This is a genomic window from uncultured Thiocystis sp., assembly GCF_903866365.1.
Taxonomy (GTDB): Bacteria; Pseudomonadota; Gammaproteobacteria; order Chromatiales; family Chromatiaceae; genus Chromatium.
This window is the reverse complement of the sequence record NZ_CAIPNF010000409.1, coordinates 1-20,538: the sequence shown is the minus strand read 5'-3', so window position 1 is coordinate 20,538 and position 20,538 is coordinate 1. Positions and strand designations below refer to the sequence as shown.

The window sequence follows — 20,538 nt, the reverse complement described above, 5'->3', positions numbered from 1 at the left end:
GCGCAACTCGCCAACATCGACTGTCTGACCTGCCATCAAGAGGTCTACAAACGCTTCCCGGACTGGACCGCGTCCGGGCAGGGCTTCAGCGATTTCAGCCTGCTCAATCTGGCCGAGGACGCCAATGGCGCGCTGATCCGCACCGAGGGCAACGCCTTGCTGCGAACCGGATTCCAGGGCATCCCGAAGGTAAGTCTGGCGGGCGACTTCCTGTTCAAGCCGGCGGGTATCGACACACTTCCCGCGTCGGTCCCCATGACGCCCATGCCGCTCACCACCCTGGCGGCGGCCCAGAACGTCCATGCCACCACCCGGCAATCCTGTCTCAACTGTCATGCCGGGGCGGCCGGGGCCGATGGCGCCAAACGTGGCGATCTGTCGAAGGAAAACATCAATCCGCCCGTCACGCTCGACATGCACATGAGCCCGGACGGCGCCAATCTGACCTGTTCGGATTGTCACAGTGCGACCGGAACCAATGGCGAGAGTCACCGGGTGCGCGGTCGCGGGCTCGACCTGCGGGCCAATGACGTGGCCGAACGCTTCACCTGCGAGACCGGCGGCTGTCACGATGACCGACCGCATGGCGATTTCAGCAACACCCAGGGCTCCAGCAAGGACAAGCACGCCATGAAGGTCGCCTGTCAGACCTGCCATATCCCGAGCTACGCCAAGGCGGCGGTCGGTACCGAGATCGCCCGCGACTGGCAGGATCCGCATCCGTCCGACTCGGCCTGCAACGGTCGCGGCGGCTGGCTCCCCCGCGAGGACAAGGGCGGCCTGGGGACAGCGTCGCTCATTCCCAGCTACACCTGGTTCGACGGCACCTCCGAGGTGGTCTATCTGGAAGAGTCGTTGGCGGGTGTGCCCACGGTTCCCTTGGATGCCACGGTGGCGGCCAACTTCGTCGGCGGCTTCAGCGCCGGCAGCCCGGCCTATGCCTTGGGAATGCCCAATGGCGACGTGACGAGCGCGACCGCCAAGCTCTACCCCATGAAGAAGCACTGGGGCAAGCTGGCGCGCAATGACGATACCAACAGCCTGGTCGGACACTCCACCTTCGAGTTCTTCCGCACCGGCAGCTTCTGCCGCGCGGTGGCGGTGGGGGTTGGCGAGGATCCCGATGCCGCCTGCACCGGGACTCCTGGCTCAACCGAGATGCCCCTCGGCACGACCACCGTCCCGGTCTTCACCTACCAGACCATCAACCACGGGGTCGAACCCGACTCCAACGCCCTGGGCGGCGATGCGACGGGCTGCGGTTCCTGTCACCAGGCGCTCGGTGGCGGTCCCTCCCGATTGGAGATGGCAACCCTGGGATACGGTCTGCGCACCCTCCCGAGCGCGGTGGTCGGCACGCGGGTGACGACGCTCAACGGCAACCTCAACAGCATCTGCACCCAATGCCACGAGAACGAGTCGGAAGATCGCGATTTCGCGGGCGTGCACAGCCGGCATGTGCAGCAGGAAGGCAAGGAGTGCGCCGCCTGCCATAACTTTTCACGCCCGGAACGGGGATTGAGTCTGAGTCGCGGCGAGGGTTGAGAGAGCGGCTCGCTGGAGCGGGCCTTTTGGGGCCGCCCGATTCGGGCGGCCTTTTTTCGTGTTGGCCTTGCCTGAATCCGTAGCGCGTGACTCGGACGCCACACAGGGATTGGGCATTCAATCTGTCAAATGCCGCGTCCGCAATGTCTTTTGTTGGCGCGCCAGCGCGCCGCTTTCGAGTACCCTCCCGCCACCGACTTTCGTCGTGGAATCAACAGGAGGTCTCTCCGATGTCGCCGTGTCGTTTGATCATTGGGTTCATGGGTGTGGTTGGATCGCTGGCCGTGGCGGCCGAGGCGCCGACTAACCTGTTGCCCCTGTCCGTCTTGCCCGAAGTGGTCGTGACCGGGGCCAGGTCCGCGCCCCTTCCGCCCGCGACCTTTTCGTCGCCGATCCAGGATTTGCGGGTCGGGCTGCCAGCCGATGGCGGCGATCTGCTGCGCCGTTTGCCGGGCGTGTCCGGCGCACGCATGGGCGGTCATGGCATCGACCCCATCGTTCGTGGCCAGAGTCAGAACCAGCTCAACGTCCTGATCGATGGCGCCTATGCCTTCGGCGGCTGCCCGAACCGCATGGATCCGCCGACCACGCTGCTCGACCTGGACGCCTTCGACCGCCTGACCCTGATCAAAAGCGCGCAGACCGTGCGGTACGGCGGGGGCGGCAGCGGCGGGACCATTCTGTTCGAGCGCGACACGCCGCGTTTCAGCGCTGGCGAGGGGCCGCGCGTCCGACTGAACGGCGGCTTGACCAGCAACTCGGAGGCCCAATCCGCCGGCGCCGATATCGCGCTCGGCAATCCGCTCGGCTTCGCGCGCGTCACGGGGCAGTCGCGCAACGCCGACAACTACCGCGACGGCAACGGCGACGAGGTGCGCAGCGCCTTCAACAGCGACGCGGCCGGTATCACGCTCGGCTTGACCCCGAGCGACAGCACGCGACTCGAAGTCAAGTACGACCGGACGCACGACTGGGATGTGCTCTTCGCCGGCTCGGCGATGGACTCGCCTTACAGCGACAGCGACCAATGGCGACTGAAACTCGACCAGGACGTCGTGCTGGGTCCGCTGCACGCGCTACATGCCGAGGTCTACCGCGTCAACGTCGACCATCTGATGGACAATTACTCGCTGCGCACTCTGACCAGCCCCTTCCGGATGCGCGTGCCGACCGAGTCCGACACGACCGGCGGGCGCCTGGTCGCGGATCTAACGACCGGCGCGACCGACTGGACGCTCGGCGTCGATTCCCTCAAGGTCGCGCGCGAGGCGACCCGCTACTGGAATTTCCGGTCGGCCTCCGTCAACGTTCCCCAATCCTACCTGTGGCCAGATGTCGCGCAGGACGCTCTGGGCCTGTTCGCCGAGGCCGAGCATCCGCTGAGCGAGACCGCGCGACTCACCGCCGGACTGCGATACGACTATGTCGAGGCCAGCATCTCCCGATCGCGGGCGAACGCCGCCCCGGTCGGACCCGTCTGGGCGTGGTCGCCCAGTCAACTCTATGCCGCCTATTATGGCCGCGCCGCCGAGGACCGCACCGAGCACAACCTGGGCGGCTTTCTGCGCTACGCCCGCGACCTGCGTCCGGGGCTCGAACTCACGGCGGGCGTGAGCCGCAGCGTCCGCACCGCCGACGCGACCGAGCGTTATCTGGCGTCCAATGGCAACCCTGCATCCGCGCGCTGGATCGGCAATCCAGGCATCCGGCCGGAACGGCATCATCAGATCGACCTCACGCTGAACCGGACCGCCGCGAGCTGGCGCACCGGTCTGGAGATCTTCTATGACCGGGTCGGCGACTACATCCTGCGCGACCGCGCCCACGGACAATCCGGCATCCTGCTGAACGATAGCGCCAGCATCTACCGCAATGTCGAGGCCGATCTGACCGGCGGCGAATGGACCGGCGAGATCCGGTTCGGCGCCCATTGGGAAGCCGGCGCCGCGCTCGCCTATGTCCGTGCACAGAATCGAACCGACGGCCGCGCGATCGCCCAGATCCCGCCCCTGAACGGACACCTGAGTCTGGAGCACCGACGGGAATCCTGGTCGGCCGGCGCGCGGCTGAACGGGTCAGACACCCAGTACCGCGTCGACGACGACCCGCTGACCGGCAGCGGTCTGGATGTCGGCGAGACGCCCGGCTGGTGGGCGCTCGACCTCTATGGCGAGGCCAGCCTCGGCCAGCACGGACGTCTCAAGCTGGGGGTCGACAACCTCTTCGACCGCGCCTATGCCGATCATGTGAACCGCGCCAATCTCGATCCCTTCAATCCCGGCGCGGTACAGGTCAACGAGCCGGGCCGGGTGCTGTGGGCGCGAGCCTCGGTCGATTTCTGAATGCGGCGATACTGAAAATTACTGGCTCAGGGAGACCGGACTCCCCGCCAGGATATGTGCGATGCGCAGGGTACTCCCCGCGGGCGGATCGATCCTCAGTCGCGCGTTGAAATACGCCGATTGGGCCTGGCGGTTGTGGCGCATCGGGCTCGCATCGGTTTCCGCCAGCCGCGTGCCGTCCGGACCGATCAGCGTGATGTGGATATGCCCAGGGATCGCGCCTCGATGCGGGATTCTGGGGGTCACTGTGCCGCGCACGGAGATCGCGCCGTCGTCAGGCCGTGCCTGAACCAGGGCAATCTCGAACCGGTCCGAGGCGATACGCTCGACCGACAGGGGCGGATCGAAAGACGGCGCTCGATCCGCCGCGCAAAGGGTTCCCGCGTTGAGCAGGATGGCCATCGCGATGGCGATTCCAGGCAAGGATCGTGGTTTCAGGGTCACGGTGTTGACCTCTCGTTTCAAACAATCGATTGGATGTCGTGGCGTGCCTCCACGGAGTTCGGAAATGCGTTTACCCATCAGCCTTTCAGCCGACCGACCTCGCTCAAGGGGGTCAGCCAATAGTGAATACCGCTGCCCCTGAAATCCTCGCCGAGCGCGGCCAGGACGGACTGGGCGACGGCCGTCGGCAGATGGGTGAAGAACATCACCCGTCGGCTGCGCCCGGCCACCTGCTCGGCCAGGCTCATGGACCGCTCCGAGGAGCCATGACCCGAGACCGGGACGCTGGTGAATCCGGGCACGTCGTCGCGATCGAGCAGCCATTCGGCGACCAGATCCTCGGCTTCGGGCGGGACGATCAGATTGAGTAGGGTGTTGGGCATGGAGTCAGTTTTCAGTTGGCAGTTGGCAGTTGAGCGGCATCCTTGTAGCGAATTCATTCGCCCCGACAGCCTGGCTTCAACCTAAAAAGAGCAGTTGAACCGCAAAGAACACGAAGAACGCGAAGTCGTTCAATGCCTTGTTTTTCTTTGCGTCCTTTGCGCCTTTGCGGTTCCAAACGCCGAATTTAGGTTCAAGCGTCATTTCGCCTGACCCGGACCGCCGCCAAAGCGCCGGTAGAGGATCGGCAGCAGGATCAGCATGAGCAGGGTCGCGCTCACCAGGCCGCCGATGACCACGATGGCGAGCGGGCGCTGGATCTCGGAGCCGGGGCCGGTGGCGAACAGCAGCGGCACCAGTCCGAAGGTGGCGATGTTGGCGGTCATGAGGACCGGGCGCAGCCGCCGTCGCGCCCCTTCGGTGACGACTTCCTCCATCGGCCGGCCGAGCGCGCGTAGCTGGTTGAAGTAGGTCACCATCACCACGCCATTGAGCACGGCGATGCCGAGCAGGGCGATGAAGCCGACCGAGGCCGGCACCGAGAGATATTCCCCGGTCAGGGCTAGCGCGAAGATGCCGCCGATCAGCGCGAAGGGGATGTTGGACAGCACCAGCACCGCCTGGCTGACCGAGCGAAAGGTCGAGAAGAGCACCAGAAAAATGAGCCCGAGCGCGATCGGCACCACCAGCGCCAGCCGGGCCGCGGCGCGCTGCTGGTTCTCGAACTCGCCGCCCCATTCCAGCCAGTAGCCGGTGGGCAGTTCGACTTGATCGGCCACCGCCTGGCGAGCCTCTTCGACGAAGCCCACCAGGTCGCGTCCCTCGACATTGGCGATGGCGACCGCCATGCGGTTGCCGCGCTCGCGCGTCAGGGCGACCGGTCCCTCGATCTGCTCCATCCGCACCAGATTGGCGAGCGGCACGGCGCGTCCGTCGGGCAGCGCGATCTGTAGCCCGGCGAAGCGCGCCGGCGAGTTGCGCTGCGTCTCGGGACCGCGGATGACCAGTGGGCGGCGCTTGCCTTCCAGATACACGGTGCCGACCGTCAGCCCCTCGACCTGGGCGCGCAGCGCGGCGGCCAGGGCATCGGCGTCGACACCGAGCCGGCCGGCCTCCAGCCGGTCGACCACCAGATTCAGATACTGGGCGCCCTCGTTGCGCGGCGTGTAGACATCCTGCGCGCCCGCGATGCCTTCGAGGACCGTTACGATGTCCGCCGCAGTGCGGTTGAGCTGATCCTGATCGGCGCCGAAGAGCTTGACCGCCAAGTCGCCGCGCACCCCGGTCAGCATCTCCGAGACGCGCATCTCGATGGGTTGGGTAAAGGCGTAATCGACCCCTGGAAAGCGCTCCAGCACCACGCGGATCGCATCCATCAGTTCATCCTTGGTCGCGAAGCGCCAGTCCTCGTGCGGCTTGAGGACCAGAAAACTGTCGGTCTGATTCAGACCCATGGGATCCAGGCCCAACTCGTCGGAGCCGGCGCGGGCGATGATGGCGGAGACCTCCGGCACCTCGGCGAGGATGGCGCGCTGCACCCGCTGGTCGATGGCGAGCGATTCGGCCAGGCTGATCGAGGGCAGCTTTTCGAGCTGGACGATCAGGTCGCCCTCGTCCATGGTCGGCATGAAGGACTTGCCGATCAGGGTGTAGACATAACCCGCGACCACCAGCAGCGCGACGGCCGCGCTGACCACCACGGCCGGATGGCGCAGCGACCAGCCGAGCACCGGCATGTAGAGCCGGGTTAGCAGGCGCGGCAGCCAGGGCTCGTGCTCGCCGTCGCCGTGACCGCCGCCGGCGCCCAGCAGATAGGACGCCAGCACCGGGATCAGGGTCAGCGAGAGCAGCAGCGAACTGGCCAAGGCAAAGACAATGGTGAGCGCCACCGGCACGAACAGCTTGCCTTCCAGACCCTGGAGCGTCAGCAGCGGCAGGAACACGATGATGATGATGAGAATGCCCGAGGTCATGGGCAGCGCCACCTCGCGGGTGGCGCGATAGATCAGATGCAGCCGGGGCAGGCGCCCGCCGGCCGCGCCGCGATTGAGCTGAGTGACGACGTTCTCGACCACCACCACGGCGGCGTCCACCAGCATACCGATGGCGATCGCCAGACCGCCGAGCGACATGAGATTGGCCGAGAGTCCGAACTGGCGCATCAGGATGAAGGTCGCCAGCACCGACAGCGGCAGGATCAGGGCCACGGTCAAGGCCGCGCGCAGGTCGCCGAGAAAGAGCACTAGCAGGATGAGCACCAGCACCGTGGCCTCGATCAGGGCCTTGGCGACCGTGTGCACGGCCTTGTCCACCAGGACGCCGCGATTGTAGAAGACCTCGATGGCGACACCGTCCGGCAGGCCCGGCGCGAGTTCGTCGAGCTTGGCCTTGACCCCCTCGACCACCGCGCGCGCGTTCGCCCCGCGCAGACCCAGCACCAGTCCCTCGACCGCCTCGCCGACCCCATTGCGGGTGACCGCGCCATAGCGAGTGAGGGCGGACAGCCGCACCTCGGCCACATCGGCAACCCGCACCGGTTGGCGCCGGTCGCCGCCGATCACGATCGCGCCCAGGTCACTGAGGGTCTGGATCGCGCCCTCGCTGCGCACCAGCAACACCTCTTCGCCGGCGTCCAGCCGCCCGGCGCCGTCGTTGCCATTGTTGGCCTCGATCGCCGCGCGCAGGGCCGCCAGGCTGACCCCCTGGGCCGCCATGCGGGCATTGTCCGGGACCACCTCGAAACTGGTGACCAGATTGACGATGATCTTGACCTGGGTGGTGGAGACATCGGGAAAGGCGTCGATCGGGGTCTCCTGGATCGCCTTCCAGCCGGCGCCGATGAGCAGCAGGGCCGCCAGCAACATCAGCAACCGCTGGGTCAGCGCGAACTGGATCAGCCGCGCCAGCATCACTCGCCCCCCAGCCAGGCGGCCTTGAGGGCCGCCACGCCGCTGACCGCAATGCGGTCGGCGGCCGTCAGGTCGCCCCGAACCACCGCGCTCTGTTCCTCCTCGCCGACCAGGGTCACCGGCAGCGCTTCGAATCCGCCGGGGCGGGCGACGAAGACATGCACGGCGTCGGCCTGGCGGACCAGCGCATTGGCGGGCAGGCGCCAGCTCGCAACCGGCGCGCCGGAGGTCGACGCAGTCAGTTGACCGGGCGTCGCGCCCGTCCCGAGGGTCGCCAGCAACTGCACCTCGACGAACTGGCCAGGACGCAACTGATCGACGCCTTCGTGGATCTCCGCCCGCACCAGCACGCCCTGATCCTGGCCGTGCACCATCCGCCCGATGGTGACGACCTCGCCCGCCGTCCCCTGGCGTGTCAGGAACACCCGGGTGCCGGCGGCGATGCCATCAAGCTGATCGACCGGGACATGGATCTCCAGCCAGAGCGGGTCCGGCTCGGCGATCCTATAGAGCGGCGCGGCGCTGGCGACCGACTGCCCGGTGGTCACCATCTGCTCCAGCACCACCCCGGCGATCGGCGCATGCACCGGCAGGGTGCTGGTCAGGCGGCGGGTGCGGGTCAGGGTCGCGATGTCTTCCGGGGCCAGTCCGGCGAGCTCCAGCAACTGACGGTGCTGATCGAGCAGGGTGGCCATTTCACGCTGCCGGGACTGGGTCTCCAGCAGGCGGCGCTCGGCGATCACGCCCTCGCGGTGGAGCTTGCGGTCGCGCGCCAGTTCGCTGTCGACGAGTTCGAGCCGGATCAGCGCTTCCAGATATTGACTCTGGGTGTCGACCAGTTCCGGACTGCGCAGCTCGGCGAGCACCTGTCCGACGCCGACCCGTTCGCCCTCGGCGACCTTCAGGCTCTCCAGCACCCCGCTCTGGGGCGCGGCGACCACCCGCAGTTGGCGGTTGGGTACCGCCACCTCGGCGGGATAGCGCCGCGAGAGCGTGCTTTCGGCTGGGATGGGCGCGACCGCCTGGATCCCGAAGGCCGCCTGCTGATTGACGTCGAGCGCGATCAGCTCGCCCGCCAGTGCACTCGCCGGAACGAGGATGGGCAGCAGCAGGAGGGCCGTGAGCCAGTGCGCGGCGGAGTGCAGGCGGTCGGGCGGACTGTCGGCGCCCGGGCAGCGTGCCAGGCGGTTCAGCGGTGGCGGGATGCGATTCATTCGGGAACGACTCCTAGTGCTTGATTGAGTCTGGCCCGCGCCTGACCCTGTTCCAGACGCCGCAGTTCCAGGGCCACGCTCGCCTCGCGGGCGCGCGCCTCGGCCTGCAGCAGGGCGGTCAGATCGGATTCGCCCAGATCGAAGGCGCGCCGCACCAGATCCAGCGCCTCGTGCGCGAGGGTATGACGGCGTTCCGCGACCGCCAAGGCCTCGGCGACACCACGCTGGCCGACGCGCGCCACGGCCAGCGCCTGTTCGGCCTCCAGACGGGCGCGGTGCAAGTCGGTCGTGCGTTCGGTATAGAGACGTTCGGCCGCCGCCAGTGCCGGCGCCGACTGGCTCGCGAGTCCGAAGGGAATGCTGATTTCCAGTTGCACCGCGTCGGCGGCATCGGCGCCGCGGCCATCGCGGGTGCGCGTGCCGCCGAGGCTCAGCGTCGGATTGCCACGGCGATCGCGCTGCGTGCGGGTACGCTCGGCGCGCGCCACGCCCAGGGTGCCATCGGCATCGCGCAGCAGGGGATGATCGGCGGGGACCGTCTCCAGATCGGCGACGCGCTCCAACGGATCCTCGGGCAGGCCGGTCTGACCGGTGAGGAGCCGATACTGGGTCAGCGCCGTCTCGACCTCGACCTGGGCGGCATGTTGTTCCGCCTCGCGCTCCAGGGTCTCCTGACGCGCCAGAAGGAGATCGACCCGCGCCAGCTCGCCGGCCGCGAAGCGCTTGTCGATGGTCTCGGCCAGCGCGCGGGCGCTCACGAATGCCTCCTCGGCCTGGCGCAGCCGTCCCTGGGCCAAGGTCGCCGTCCAGACCGCCTCGCGCACCCGCCCGGCCATCTCCCAGCGCAGCAGGCTGGCCAGGCCATCGGCCTGACCGCCAAGCGCCGCCGCCACGGACTGACGCGCGTCGCGCTGTCCCGGCAGCCACAGCGGCACATCCAGCATCGCCTCCCACTCATTGGCGCCGGCATCGTCGGTGAGCCGGTCGCTGCGATGTTTGACCCGCAGCGCCGGATCGCCCGCGACCAGGCCGCCGGCCTGGCGAACACGCTGAATCTTTAGGATTGGTGAGGTGCTGTCGCCGTCTCCCCGGCGCCAGTGAGCCTCTGACGTTCCCGTGACCGTTTGGTTGCCGTGACTGAATGGTCACTCGGCAGGGGAAAACCGGTCGCATGAGCACCCGGCCCTGGAAGAGTGAAAACCGAGGGAACCTCAGTCATCCATCGGCAAGCAATTGCGCGAGAAAGGTCTCGTTCGTTGATCGCACAGAGGAAAACGATCATGCCAACCGTCACGCTTCAGGAAGCTCGGGCCACGTTGCCCGACCTTCTCCATCGCCTGATGCCAGGCGAGGAAGTCACAATCATCGAGGATGGCCGGATCGTCGGTCGCTTGCTGCCGGGGGAGTCGCCGCTTGTCAAGCAGCTCCGGCAACCGGACTCGATGACAGGATCCGTCGTCGATACGGCTCCGCACTCCAGTGCCGCAACAGGTCCGCGCCCCCCGCCAGGTCTTGGCAAGGGGTACGTCACCATTCTTTCGGAGGAGGATGAACATCTGGAGTCTGTCGCCCAATGGCCCTGTCGAGCTGGAAGTGCCAAAGGAAAAATCCGCATCGCCGCCGATTTCGACGAACCGCTTGAAGACTTCAAGGAGTACATGGAGTGAATCTGCTCCTGGATACCCATGTCCTGCTGTGGTTTTTGGCCGATGATCCGCAATTGGTTGCAAGCGCGAAAAAATCGATTGAGAACATCTGCTGAAGTCGTAGAAAAAACGCATTTCGGAACTGAATCTATGCCCAAACAACGACTCGAACGGATTACGATCGAACCGGGGAAATGCGGCGGCAGCCCCTGTCTACGTGGCTACCGCATCCGCGTCAGCGATCTTCTTGCGCTACTCAGCGCCGGCGCATCCCATGCTGAGATCCTTGAGGATTATCCGTTTCTGGAAGAGGAGGATATCTACGCGGCGCTGGAGTATGCCACCATTCAGACCAGCCATCCGATCGTGATCGCAGCGTGAACCTTCTGGTCGATAACCAGTGACCGGCGGCGCTCGCGCGCTTTCTGACAAGTGAAGGCTTGGCCTGTCGTCATGTATCCGATATTGGCCTGGATGCCAGCGATGATCGTGTGATTTGGGAACTCGCCAAAGCTGAGGCATTGGTGATCGTGACCAAGGACGAGGACTTTGCCTTGCTGGCGGATCGCGAAGGCGATCAACCTAAAAAGAGCAGTTGAACCGCAAAGAACACGAAGAACGCAAAGCCATTCAATGTCTTATCTCGATGACGACAGTCACCCAACGGGTGATTGTCGTGCGCATTGCAAGCCCTTGTTTTTCTTTGCGTCCTTTGCGCCTTTGCGGTTCCAAATGCCGAATTTAGGATCAAAGGCGTTAGGATGACGTGACACTGACCGCCGAACACCCCTACCCGCCCAAGTCACCGATTCCACGAGACCTCGCCGCCCAGCGGCACCCGCGCCTCGGCCCGCAATCCTCCAAGTCCGGGCGAGATCCCGAAGGCGATGCGCCCGCCGTACCCCTCAAGGATCTCCTTGACGATCGCCAGCCCGAGACCATGACCGCTGATCTGCTCGTCGAGACGCACGCCGCGTTCGGTGATGGCCGCGAGCGCGTCCTCGGCGCAGCCGGGACCGTCGTCCTCGACGCGCAGCACCAGTGTTTCGGCATCGATCGCGAGGTTGCCGGCGACCCGCGTGCGTGCCCATTTGCAAGCGTTGTCGAGCAGGTTGCCGAGGAGTTCCAGCATGTCCTCGCGATCCAGACCGAGCGACTCCGGGATGGCATGGCCGAGCCGGATCTCCAGCCCCCTGGGGGCATGCATGCGTTCCAGCAGACGCTGTAGCGTTGGCAGCTCGGCCGCCGGCTCGAAGCAGGCACCGGCGCCGCCGGCCCCCGCCAGACGGGCGCGCTTGAGCTGGCGTTCGGCGATGCGACGCAACTGTTCGACCTGTTCGAGCAGGCCAGCGCGGGTGCTGTCGGCCATGGGCAAGGCCGGGTCTTCCAGTTGCTGGCGCACCAGCCCGAGCGGTCCCTTGATGGCGTGAGAGAGATTGCCGGCGGCGGTGCGCGAGCGTTCCAGACGCTGGGCAAAGAGCACCAGCAGCCGATTGAGCTTGCGCACCAGGGGCAGGATCTCGGTCGGAACCTGCTCGGTCAGGGTGGCGGTTTGGCCGTGTTCGAGACGTTCGATGTCGCGATAGACCGGACGCAGACTGGCGAAGGCGCGGCGCACGATCAGCCGTTGAATCAGCAGACTCAACGCCAGCCCGCCAAGCGCCATCAGGGCGAACAGTCGCTCGAAGCCGACCAGCTCGGCGCTCAGCGGCGCGATGTCCTCGGCGACGGCGACCGCCAGATCATGCCCGTCGAGGCGATAGCCGCCGGCCCAGACGACCAGATCCTGGTCGATCGGCCCGGCCATCTTCCAGGTGCGGGTCTCGCCCGGCGCCAGGGCCGGGACGGCAAGCTCCTCGTCCCACAGCGAGCGCGAGCGCAGGCGCTCTCCCGCCGTGAAGGCGACCGCGAAATAGTGTCCCGAATAAGGCTGTTCATAGACCGGCGTCAACCCCGCCGCGTCCAGGCGCGGCGCTCCCGTCCGCTCAAGCCCGAGGGTTCCGACCAGACCTTCGGCATCATGCTCCAGGCGCGAGATCACGAAGGCATTGGCCGTGTGATGCAGTGCCGCGTGCCCCAGCCACCAGGCGGCGCCGATCAGCAGCACCAGGCTGAGCGTGAGGCCAAGATGGAGACGGCTTTCGAGGTCGTTGTCGTTGTTTAATTTATTTTTACGCGTTACTCGGGCGCCAATCTGGCGCCCGCCGCCGCGTCTCAGGCTCGGCAGTCGCCGGTGCCGCCACCCTTGCGGCTTTTCGACCCGCTGCCGTTCCCGGCGCCGCTGCCGTTGCGCGCGATCAGCCGCTCCACCCGCGTGGTCAGGCCCGACTGATCCGCGATGCCCGCGTCTTCGACCATCCCCAGTCGCTGGGATCCGGCGCCCTGGCCACCGGCCTTGCCGCCGCGCTCCATGGGCGTATCAAGGATGGTATCGACCGCTTCCTGTGTCAGATGCTGAGCCGAGTAGACGACGCCCTGGCGCTCGATCTCGGCGACGAAGGCTCGCAAATGGTTGCGCGAACCGCGCAGCAGATTGTTATAGATGGTTTGCAGATCCGCGTTGTCGGTGGCGGCGATAGCGACCTCGTTATCCTCGATGTCGACCTCCTCGATCAGCGCGCCGACCTGGAGCGCCGCGAGGTAGGAACCTTCACCCCGGTCGATCAGGTCCGTATAGAGCCGCTGGAGTGCACCATCGAAATAGATGCCGATGTCATCCGGATTCGAGGGGTCCGCGAGCCCGTACTTGTCCATCGCGCCCTTGATGGCATCCATGTGCTTCTGCTCGGACGCGGCGATATTTCCGAAGGGGAGCAACTGCCAGAGCGCATCCATGTTGAGATAGACATCGCGCGCCACTCGCTCTTCCTCGCGCATGAAGACGAGGGTCGCGGCCTCCCCGGGATCCAGCTCACTGAGCACCGGCTGGGCCGGTTGACGGCCGTTCGGCCCCGCGCCCAGGACGGGTGCGGCGGACAGGATGGCACTCATGGCGATGGCGACAGGGATCAGGCGGTATTGCAGGGTCATGGCGGTGTTCTCTTCAATCAGGTTCGACAGGATCGTCACGAGTCCAATAGCAGGTGCCGTGCCATCGCTCAAACCCGGTATTCACGGGCATTAGCCCCATGGTCGGCGGCGCATTCGGTCGACATTTCGCGTGCGACTCGACAGAAATGTCGAGTCCGGCGGCCCATCTCCACGCCTGTTCCGCCTTCCAGACGCGCCGGACCAGCGTTCGAGCGGTCCGGCCCGATGTTTGCTGAATTTGAAGTAGGGACGCCTCGATCGTCGACGCGGATCGGAGCCATCCGCCTGTCAGGAAGGGGGCTGCTACCGCCGCGCAAGGTTCGGAGGCTGACCTGGACCGCCCGAGGGCTTATCCTGACCGGACATCCCGCGTCCGCGCCCGAGGAACCGCCATGCCTGCATCTGTCGCCGCCGTCACGGACACCGCCGTCCGCGCGATCGCCGGTGCGCTATTGCTGCTCCTGCTGGCGAGCGATCCCGCGCTCGCCACGGCGCCGCTTACCGATGAATCGCCCACCGGAGAGCCGCTCGCCATCCGCTCCGAGGTCGCGCTTGGCTACGATTCCAATCCGGCGCAAAGCCGGGAGGGTCCCGCACTGGCCTTTGCCCGCTACGGCGTCGAGGCGGCGCGGGCATGGCCGCTCGCAGGCGCCGAGTTTGGGCTCACCGCGAGCGGTTGGTATCGCGATAACGAGGCGGACAATGACAGCTATCGCCTCACGCTGACGGGCGATTGGACGCGCGAGACGGACGCGGGCGCGGGTCTGCTCAAGGTCTCGCTCGCGGGCGCCGCGTATCGCGATCAATTGGTCCCGGCCGACGCGCGCGACGAGGCAGCCGTGGGAATCCGCTATGCGCGTGCGCTGTCAGCCCGCCATACCCTGGAGCTGAATGGCGAACTGCGTCGCCTCGCCTACCGCAACGCCTCGCTGCCCTGGGCCGGGCGTCCCGGCGGGAGTGCTGGGTCTGGGTCTGGGTCTGGGTCTGGGTCCGAGGGTGCTGGATCTGGATCTGGATCTGGATCTGAGTCTGTGTTTGGGTCTGGATCTAGGTCTGGATCTAGGTCTGGGTCTGGGTCTGGATCTGGGTCTGGATCTGGCGGAGGCTCGGAGTCGGGCCGCCATGCATTCGCCGACACCCGTCGCCGGGGCGACACGCTGGCGGTGCGCCGCGACGACGATCTGTTCGGATTCGGCCTGGACTTCACGCGCCATTGGCGACCCAATCTCGCCAGTGTGCTGTCGGCCATCCATACGCGGTGCGACTCCCCGGTAACCGCCCAGACCTATGATCGCGACGACCTCGGTCTGGCACTGCGCCTCGCGCCAGCCGAACGCTGGCAGCTTGAGCTCGGACTGGGCTGGTCCTTCACGCGCTACGCCGCGACCTCCCGGCAGGATCGGCGGGAAGACGAGCAGCACCGCCTGCTGTTCACCGCGCGCCATACCCTACCCGGCAGTCGCCCTGGCCAGGGCGAAGTCATCTGCGGTGTCGAGTGGCTCGACAGCGTCTCCACGCGCGCGGAGCGATCCTTCCAACAACAGGTAACCCAATGTGGCCTCTCCTGGTCGTTCCGCTAATCCTCCGCTCGCCGGCTTGGCGATGCTGATGCTGTGTCTGAGCGTGCAGCCGGTCGGCGCCGAGGCGCCCGTGCTAGCGCGGATCCTCGCCATTGAGGCGGAGCGGGTCACCTTGAGCGTCGAGGATGGGCGCGCGGATACGGAGCGGGTGGTCACGGTCGAGGTGCCGGCCCCGCCGCCGGGGCTCGCGGTCGGCGCGCTGGTCCGGCTGTGGCCCGGCTCGGCGCGCGCGCCGAGCGGCTCGTTCACCGGGGCGCGTCTGGAACCGCTCGCGGGCGATCTCTCGGCACGGGACCGCACCGGGGTGCGCGCGCGCCTCATGCGCAGCGGGTCGCGCGGCCTTGGCGGCGGACTCGGGGGCGGCGCGGGTGGACGTTGACCGGGAGTCGCACCGCCTGCCGCCGCCCTGGCTGGGTCATCTGCTGGTCTTCGGTCTGCTCTTCGCGCTGGTCCTGGCCTGGTTTTTTGTCCAGACCCGCCAGGCGGAACGCGCCTTTCAGGACGACGCGGGCGAGCATGCCCGCCTGCTGGCGGATGCGGTGATCCTGCATGCGCGCGGCGCCCTGCTGGCGGAAGATGTCATGAGCCGTATCCTCATCCGCTTTCTCGGCCAATCGGCGCGCTTCGCCGAGTATCTCGACGGCATCGCGCCCTTTCGTACCGATGAGTTATCCGCCTTCGCCGCCGAGGCCGGCCTGTCGGTCATCCACATCCGGCGCGCCGAGGGGACGGTCCAGGGTCCGGCCGACTGGGCGAGCGCCGAGCCACTGGACTGCGCGCGTCTGGAGCGTCTCATCCGCCTGCCGGAGGCACACACCATCCTCTTCGGCGTCGCCGCGAGCCAGGGCGAGGGGTGCGTGCTGGTCGGGCTGGACAGTCGCCACACCGAGGCCCTGGAGGCGGCCGTCGGCCTGCCGCGCGCGCTGGCGTCAGTGGCCGCTCTGCCCGGCGTGATCTCGGTCCGGCTCCTGGGAGATGCCCGGGTCGACATCGCGCCCAGTCAGGACGCCGGGTTACCGAGAATCACCCTCGGCCGCGCGACGGACGGCCGTCTGGTCGCCCAGGCCAGCGCCCCGGTCGCCGGCGCCGAGCTGCGGCTGGAGCTGGACGCGAGCCCCCTGCAGCGCATGCGCACCCGGCTTTGGTGGGAGTTCCTGGTCTTCGTCCTGGCGCTGGTCCTGACCGGCAGCGCCGGCACCTGGGTGCTCTATCGTCATCAGCGCGCCCACGAGCGCCAGCGCCTCGGCTATGAACGCCGGCTGTCGCGCCAGCGCGAGGAGGCTGGACTCGGGCGGGCGGCGGCGGCGATCGCTCACGAGATCCGCAACCCGCTGAACGCCATGGCCATGGGGCTCCAGCGCCTGCAGATGGAGGCCGATGAGCTGACGCCCGAGCACTGCCGGCTGCTGGAGCTGGTGCGCGAGGCGGTCCAGCGGACCAACGGCACGGTCACGGGACTCCTGGACTACGCCCGGCCGATCCAACCGAGACGTGTCAGTCTCGCGCTGGATGCCTTGATCGTCGACCAACTGAGCCTCTACGCGCCGGCTATCGCGAAGGCCGGGATCCACCTGGAGCCGAGTCTATCGCCCGGATCCCAGGTCTTCGGTGACCCCGATCTGCTGCGGCACGTCCTCGACAACCTGCTGCGCAATGCGCTTGAGGCCAGCCCTGCCGGGGGCGTGCTCCGGATCGGCCTGACGCGGGTGGAGGACGAGACCTCGCTCACCCTGGAGAACGACGGACTGGCGCTGCCGGCGGGCGAGGTCGAGCGCATCCTGGAGCCCTGGTTCACCACCAAGACCCTTGGCACCGGGCTGGGCCTGGCGATCTCCCGGCGCATCGTCAGCGCACACGGCGGGCGCTTGCTGCTTGAGGTGCCGCGACCCGGACGGTTGCGGCTCACCGTCGTCCTGCCCGCGCGACCCAGCGATTAGGCGATTTCCGGGAACGTCCGTACCCGACCGAAAGCTCCGGAATTGGACAGGATTCACAGGATTTTTCAAGATTGACAGGACTTATAAACAATGACTTATATCCTGGTTGATGACTCAAAACGACGCATAACGTCATGGACACGGTTTCACCGGGAGTTCGGATGAATATCCTTATCGCCGATGACGACCCCATGCAGCGCGAGCTGCTGGCCGGCTTTCTGCGCAAGCAGGGCCATCAGGTGCATGCCGCGGCCGATGGCACCGAGGCATTGGAGATCTTTCGCCGCGCGCCGATCCAGCTCGCACTGCTCGACCATCGCATGCCGGGAATGACCGGCGACCAGGTGCTAGAGCAGATGAAGGCGCTGAATCCACTGGTCCGCGCCATCCTCATCACCGCCTTCAGTGCGGTGGACATGGCGGTCCGGGTGATGAAGCTCGGCGCCGACGACTTCCTGGAGAAGCCCGTGGACCTCGTCCAGTTGCTGCACAAGATCGAGCAACTGGAACAGCGCGTGGCGGTGACGGCGGATGTGATCGAGGTGACCGAGGCGGTCGCCAGCGCCCCCCTGCCGATCGAGATCATCGGCACCAGCCCCGCCATGCAGGAGACCCTGTCGCTGGTGCGGCGCGTCGCCGACAGTCCCTGGAGCGTGCTGATCCACGGCGAGACCGGCACCGGCAAGGAGCTGATCGCGCGCCTCATCCATCTGCTCGGCCCGACGCCGGACGCCCCCTTCGTCGAGGTCAACTGCGCGGCGATCCCCGAAAATCTCTTCGAGAGCGAACTCTTTGGCCATGAGAAGGGCGCCTTTACCGGCGCGGAGCGCGCCCATCGCGGCTGCTTCGAGCGGGCCGCCAGCGGCACGCTCTTTCTCGACGAGGTTGGCGAGCTGCCGCCCGCGCTGCAATCGAAGCTGCTGCGCGCACTCCAGGAGAAGCGTATCGCCCGGGTCGGCAGCGAGCGCGAAATCGCGGTGAGCGCCCGCGTACTGGCCGCCACCAACCGCGACCTGCGCGCCCTGTGCGAGACCGGCCAGTTTCGCGAGGATCTCTATTTTCGGCTGCGGGTCCTGGACGTCGCGCTCCCCCCGCTGCGCCAGCGGCGCGAGGACATCCCCGCCCTGATCGAACACTTTATGACCCGCTATGCGCGGCGCCCGACCCGGCTTGCCCCCGAGACCCTGGACCGGCTGGTTCGCTACACCTATCCGGGGAACGTGCGCGAGTTGGAACACATCATCCAGCGCAGTCTGACCCTGGCGCGCGGCAGCGTCCTGCTGCCGGGCGACCTGCCCGAGGAGGTTCGGACCGACCCGTCCGCCGATCAGGGCCTGTTGCAGGAGCGCCTGGATGCCCTGGAGCGCGACATGCTGCTGGCCGCCCTGGAGCAGACCGACTGGATTCAGACCCACGCCGCCGAGCGGCTCGGCATCAGCGAGCGGGTGCTGCGCTACAAGCTGGGCAAGTATGGCATCCGGCGGCCGGAGACCTGATCCTGGACATGGCCGTCGTCCGGCGCGGTCTGGACCGGGTCGCCGCCGGCTCGTCATATCGACGATCAGGATCGGGTATCCTCGCCACCGAACCCTCGACGTCGTATCCACCGAGGCATCCCGAATGTCGCAGTACCCCTTTTCGTTTGATCGCTCAAGCATTCGCTGCGCACCCAAACCAGCCCCTTCCGGATGCGCGTGCCGACCGCGTCCGACACGACCGGCGGGAGCCTGTCGCGGACCTGACCGGCGGCGCGCCCCTCGCCTCAGCGGGCCAGCCGCGCCAGTCTCGCCTGATAGCGGCGCATCGCCAGGAGATGCAAAACCGCCCGGGTCACACGGTACAGAAACCAGGGCAGCGACGGTTGATAGTCGTGGATGGCGGCCATGGTGTAGCGTCCCCCGAGCAGGGTGTGGAACTCGAAGCGGGCCTGGTTCGGGCCGCGCGTGCGACTGAGCAGGCCGCCGACGATGAGATGGATCTGACGGTCCGGAGTGCTCTCCGCGTCCAGTCGCTGAAGCGACAGCAGGGTGACGCGCGGAAATCGCAGCCGGACCTCGCAGCGCCCGTCCGCATCCAGTTCGGTCTCGATAAAGGGCCAGCAGCACGCGCCCAGCCAGCGGAAATAGTTGCCCGCAACCCAGTGCGCATCCTGACCGGGCGGTAACAGGATGCGCTGGATGGAGCGCACCCGGCTGGCCTCGCGGAGGCGGTGCCGATCCTCTTCGCGCAGCGGCTGACGCGGATTGGGCCGCAAACGGCCGCTGCGCGGATCGAGCGCGGCGGCAAGCGCCGCGCGAAAGGGCCGCGAGTCGGGATCGATGGCCCGCTGGACCGGATTGTCGCGCATGCGGATATCCCGCGGCAGGCTCTCGACCACCGGACCGACCAGGGCGGCCGGCGCTCCGCCGATCAGGCGCGCCGTCAGCGCGGCCAGCCACAACGGCAGATAGGGCAGCGGCAGATAGGGCAGCCGCAGAAAACGCCGACGCACGCCGAGCACCTCGGCGGTCTGGCGCAGCATCGTCTCGTAGCTGAGCGACTCGGGGCCGCCGATGTCGAAGGCTCCGCGACAGGTCTCGGGCTGTCCCAGACAGTGCAGCAGCGCGCGCACCAGATCGTCGAGCGCGATCGGCCGGGTGACGGACCCCGCCTGCGGCGGGAGCGCCAGCAGGGGCAGGCGGCGGACGAGATCGACCAGCAGCCGTGGCGCCGATCCGCCCGGCCCGACCACCAGTCCGGCGCGCAGCGTCGTCACCGGGGTGCCGCGCGAGGCCAGGATGAGTTCGACGTCGCGACGATTCCAGAGCAGCGGCGAGATCTGGAATCCATCGGGGATCACCCCGCCGACGAACAGGATCTGTCGCACCCCGTTGGCCGCCGCCGCGAGCGCGAAATTGTCCGCCAGGATCAGATCCATGTCGCGCGGTCGGGCCTGGGTCAGGCGCGACGAGGGCGCCAGCGAATGCACCAGATAGATCGCATAGTCGGCACCCTCCAGACTCGCCGCGACCGCCCGCGCGGAGAACAGGTCGCACTGGCGCCAGGCGATATGGCCCTCGGGGTCGGGCGGGCGTGCCCGGGCCGGCGAACGGGTCAGCGCGACGACCTCATGGCGCGCGGCCAGGGCGCGGCAGACCGCGGTCCCGATAAAGCCGCTGGCGGCCAGCGACGACGACCCGCGGGCGCGACGGTGGCGACATTGGCATGACATCCCGCGCGCGGCCAGTCATTCGACGGCCGGCATCCAGCCATCGTCGAGGGTGCGCAGAAAGGCGACGATGGCCGCATCGACTGGCGGACAGTCGAGAAATGGCTCCAAGAGTATGAGAGCGTGAATCAAAAACATGAGAACCCTGAGCCAATTGCAATAAAGGGGGTGGACGGTTAGCTCCGCCTCAAACTACATCTTGTGGGGCTGCCAATGGTGACCATCGATGAGTCGGCTCTCGGGGACAGGATCTGTCACGACGAGTTGCTCAAGCAACCGGCGGAAGAGAAGTCCGCGGGAGT

Annotated in this window: 16 protein-coding genes and 2 pseudogenes; 10 read left to right on the top strand and 8 right to left on the bottom strand. The window is 67.2% G+C overall.

Features of this window, described 5'->3' with window-relative positions; genetic code table 11:
• Positions 1-1,545: pseudogene (locus QZY07_RS22565) on the top strand (hypothetical protein); the annotation flags it as partial.
• Between the two features lie 260 nt (positions 1,546-1,805).
• Entirely contained in the window at positions 1,806-3,887 is a 2,082-nt protein-coding gene (locus QZY07_RS22560; protein WP_295407790.1) for a TonB-dependent copper receptor, read from the top strand.
• 18 nt (positions 3,888-3,905) lie between these two features.
• On the opposite strand, the gene QZY07_RS22555 is transcribed toward QZY07_RS22560, so the two are convergent.
• The 5 genes from QZY07_RS22555 to QZY07_RS22535 all read right to left on the bottom strand — a co-directional run bounded on the left by QZY07_RS22555 (position 3,906) and on the right by QZY07_RS22535 (position 9,779).
• Positions 3,906-4,331, bottom strand: a complete 426-nt coding sequence (locus QZY07_RS22555; protein ID WP_295407788.1) for a hypothetical protein — start codon at positions 4,329-4,331, stop codon at positions 3,906-3,908.
• 77 nt (positions 4,332-4,408) lie between these two features.
• Complete coding sequence (locus QZY07_RS22550) at positions 4,409-4,714, bottom strand: DUF3240 family protein (protein WP_295407785.1); 306 nt, start codon at positions 4,712-4,714, stop codon at positions 4,409-4,411.
• 198 nt (positions 4,715-4,912) lie between these two features.
• Positions 4,913-7,621 carry a CusA/CzcA family heavy metal efflux RND transporter gene (locus QZY07_RS22545; RefSeq protein ID WP_295407782.1) on the bottom strand — a complete coding sequence of 903 codons (2,709 nt, stop codon included), beginning with the start codon at positions 7,619-7,621 and terminating at the stop codon, positions 4,913-4,915.
• Complete coding sequence (locus QZY07_RS22540) at positions 7,621-8,835, bottom strand: efflux RND transporter periplasmic adaptor subunit (RefSeq protein WP_295407779.1); 1,215 nt, start codon at positions 8,833-8,835, stop codon at positions 7,621-7,623. The genes QZY07_RS22545 and QZY07_RS22540 overlap by 1 nt, the downstream gene beginning before the upstream one ends.
• Positions 8,832-9,779 (bottom strand): TolC family protein, encoded by a 948-nt coding sequence (locus tag QZY07_RS22535; RefSeq protein ID WP_295407777.1) that lies wholly within the window; start codon positions 9,777-9,779, stop codon positions 8,832-8,834. Before QZY07_RS22535 ends, QZY07_RS22540 begins: the two co-directional genes overlap by 4 nt.
• Positions 9,780-10,115: 336 nt before the next feature.
• Between QZY07_RS22535 and QZY07_RS22530 the strand changes: the two genes are divergently transcribed.
• The 4 genes and pseudogenes from QZY07_RS22530 to QZY07_RS22515 form a co-directional block, all read left to right on the top strand.
• On the top strand, positions 10,116-10,502 hold the full coding sequence (locus QZY07_RS22530) for a DUF2281 domain-containing protein (RefSeq protein ID WP_295407775.1): 387 nt from the start codon (positions 10,116-10,118) through the stop codon (positions 10,500-10,502).
• On the top strand, positions 10,499-10,597 hold the full coding sequence (locus QZY07_RS22525; RefSeq protein ID WP_295407772.1) for a twitching motility protein PilT: 99 nt from the start codon (positions 10,499-10,501) through the stop codon (positions 10,595-10,597). The genes QZY07_RS22530 and QZY07_RS22525 overlap by 4 nt, the downstream gene beginning before the upstream one ends.
• 34 nt (positions 10,598-10,631) lie before the next feature.
• Complete coding sequence (locus tag QZY07_RS22520) at positions 10,632-10,862, top strand: DUF433 domain-containing protein (protein ID WP_295407769.1); 231 nt, start codon at positions 10,632-10,634, stop codon at positions 10,860-10,862.
• Positions 10,863-10,900: 38 nt separating this feature from the next.
• Positions 10,901-11,080 (top strand): annotated as a pseudogene (locus QZY07_RS22515) (DUF5615 family PIN-like protein); the annotation flags it as partial.
• Between the two features lie 203 nt (positions 11,081-11,283).
• Here QZY07_RS22515 and QZY07_RS22510 read toward each other — a convergent pair.
• Both QZY07_RS22510 and QZY07_RS22505 read right to left on the bottom strand, forming a co-directional pair.
• A complete protein-coding gene (locus QZY07_RS22510; RefSeq protein WP_295407766.1) occupies positions 11,284-12,588 on the bottom strand; it encodes a sensor histidine kinase in 1,305 nt (434 codons plus the stop codon).
• 107 nt (positions 12,589-12,695) lie between these two features.
• Entirely contained in the window at positions 12,696-13,511 is an 816-nt protein-coding gene (locus QZY07_RS22505) for a DUF2202 domain-containing protein (RefSeq protein WP_295407763.1), read from the bottom strand.
• Between the two features lie 392 nt (positions 13,512-13,903).
• On the opposite strand from QZY07_RS22505, the gene QZY07_RS22500 reads away from it, so the two are divergent.
• The 4 genes from QZY07_RS22500 to QZY07_RS22485 all read left to right on the top strand — a co-directional run bounded on the left by QZY07_RS22500 (position 13,904) and on the right by QZY07_RS22485 (position 18,524).
• Positions 13,904-15,091: a hypothetical protein gene (locus tag QZY07_RS22500; protein WP_295407760.1), complete on the top strand. Its 1,188-nt coding sequence runs from the start codon at positions 13,904-13,906 to the stop codon at positions 15,089-15,091.
• Between the two features lie 28 nt (positions 15,092-15,119).
• Positions 15,120-15,470, top strand: coding sequence for a hypothetical protein (locus QZY07_RS22495; protein ID WP_295407757.1), 351 nt, complete (start codon positions 15,120-15,122; stop codon positions 15,468-15,470).
• Positions 15,433-17,028: an ATP-binding protein gene (locus QZY07_RS22490; RefSeq protein ID WP_295407754.1), complete on the top strand. Its 1,596-nt coding sequence runs from the start codon at positions 15,433-15,435 to the stop codon at positions 17,026-17,028. Before QZY07_RS22495 ends, QZY07_RS22490 begins: the two co-directional genes overlap by 38 nt.
• Positions 17,029-17,189: 161 nt before the next feature.
• Entirely contained in the window at positions 17,190-18,524 is a 1,335-nt protein-coding gene (locus QZY07_RS22485) for a sigma-54 dependent transcriptional regulator (RefSeq protein WP_295407751.1), read from the top strand.
• 266 nt (positions 18,525-18,790) lie between these two features.
• Here QZY07_RS22485 and QZY07_RS22480 read toward each other — a convergent pair whose 3' ends face one another.
• Complete coding sequence (locus QZY07_RS22480; RefSeq protein WP_295407748.1) at positions 18,791-20,239, bottom strand: NAD(P)H-binding protein; 1,449 nt, start codon at positions 20,237-20,239, stop codon at positions 18,791-18,793.
• Positions 20,240-20,538 lie beyond the last annotated feature (299 nt).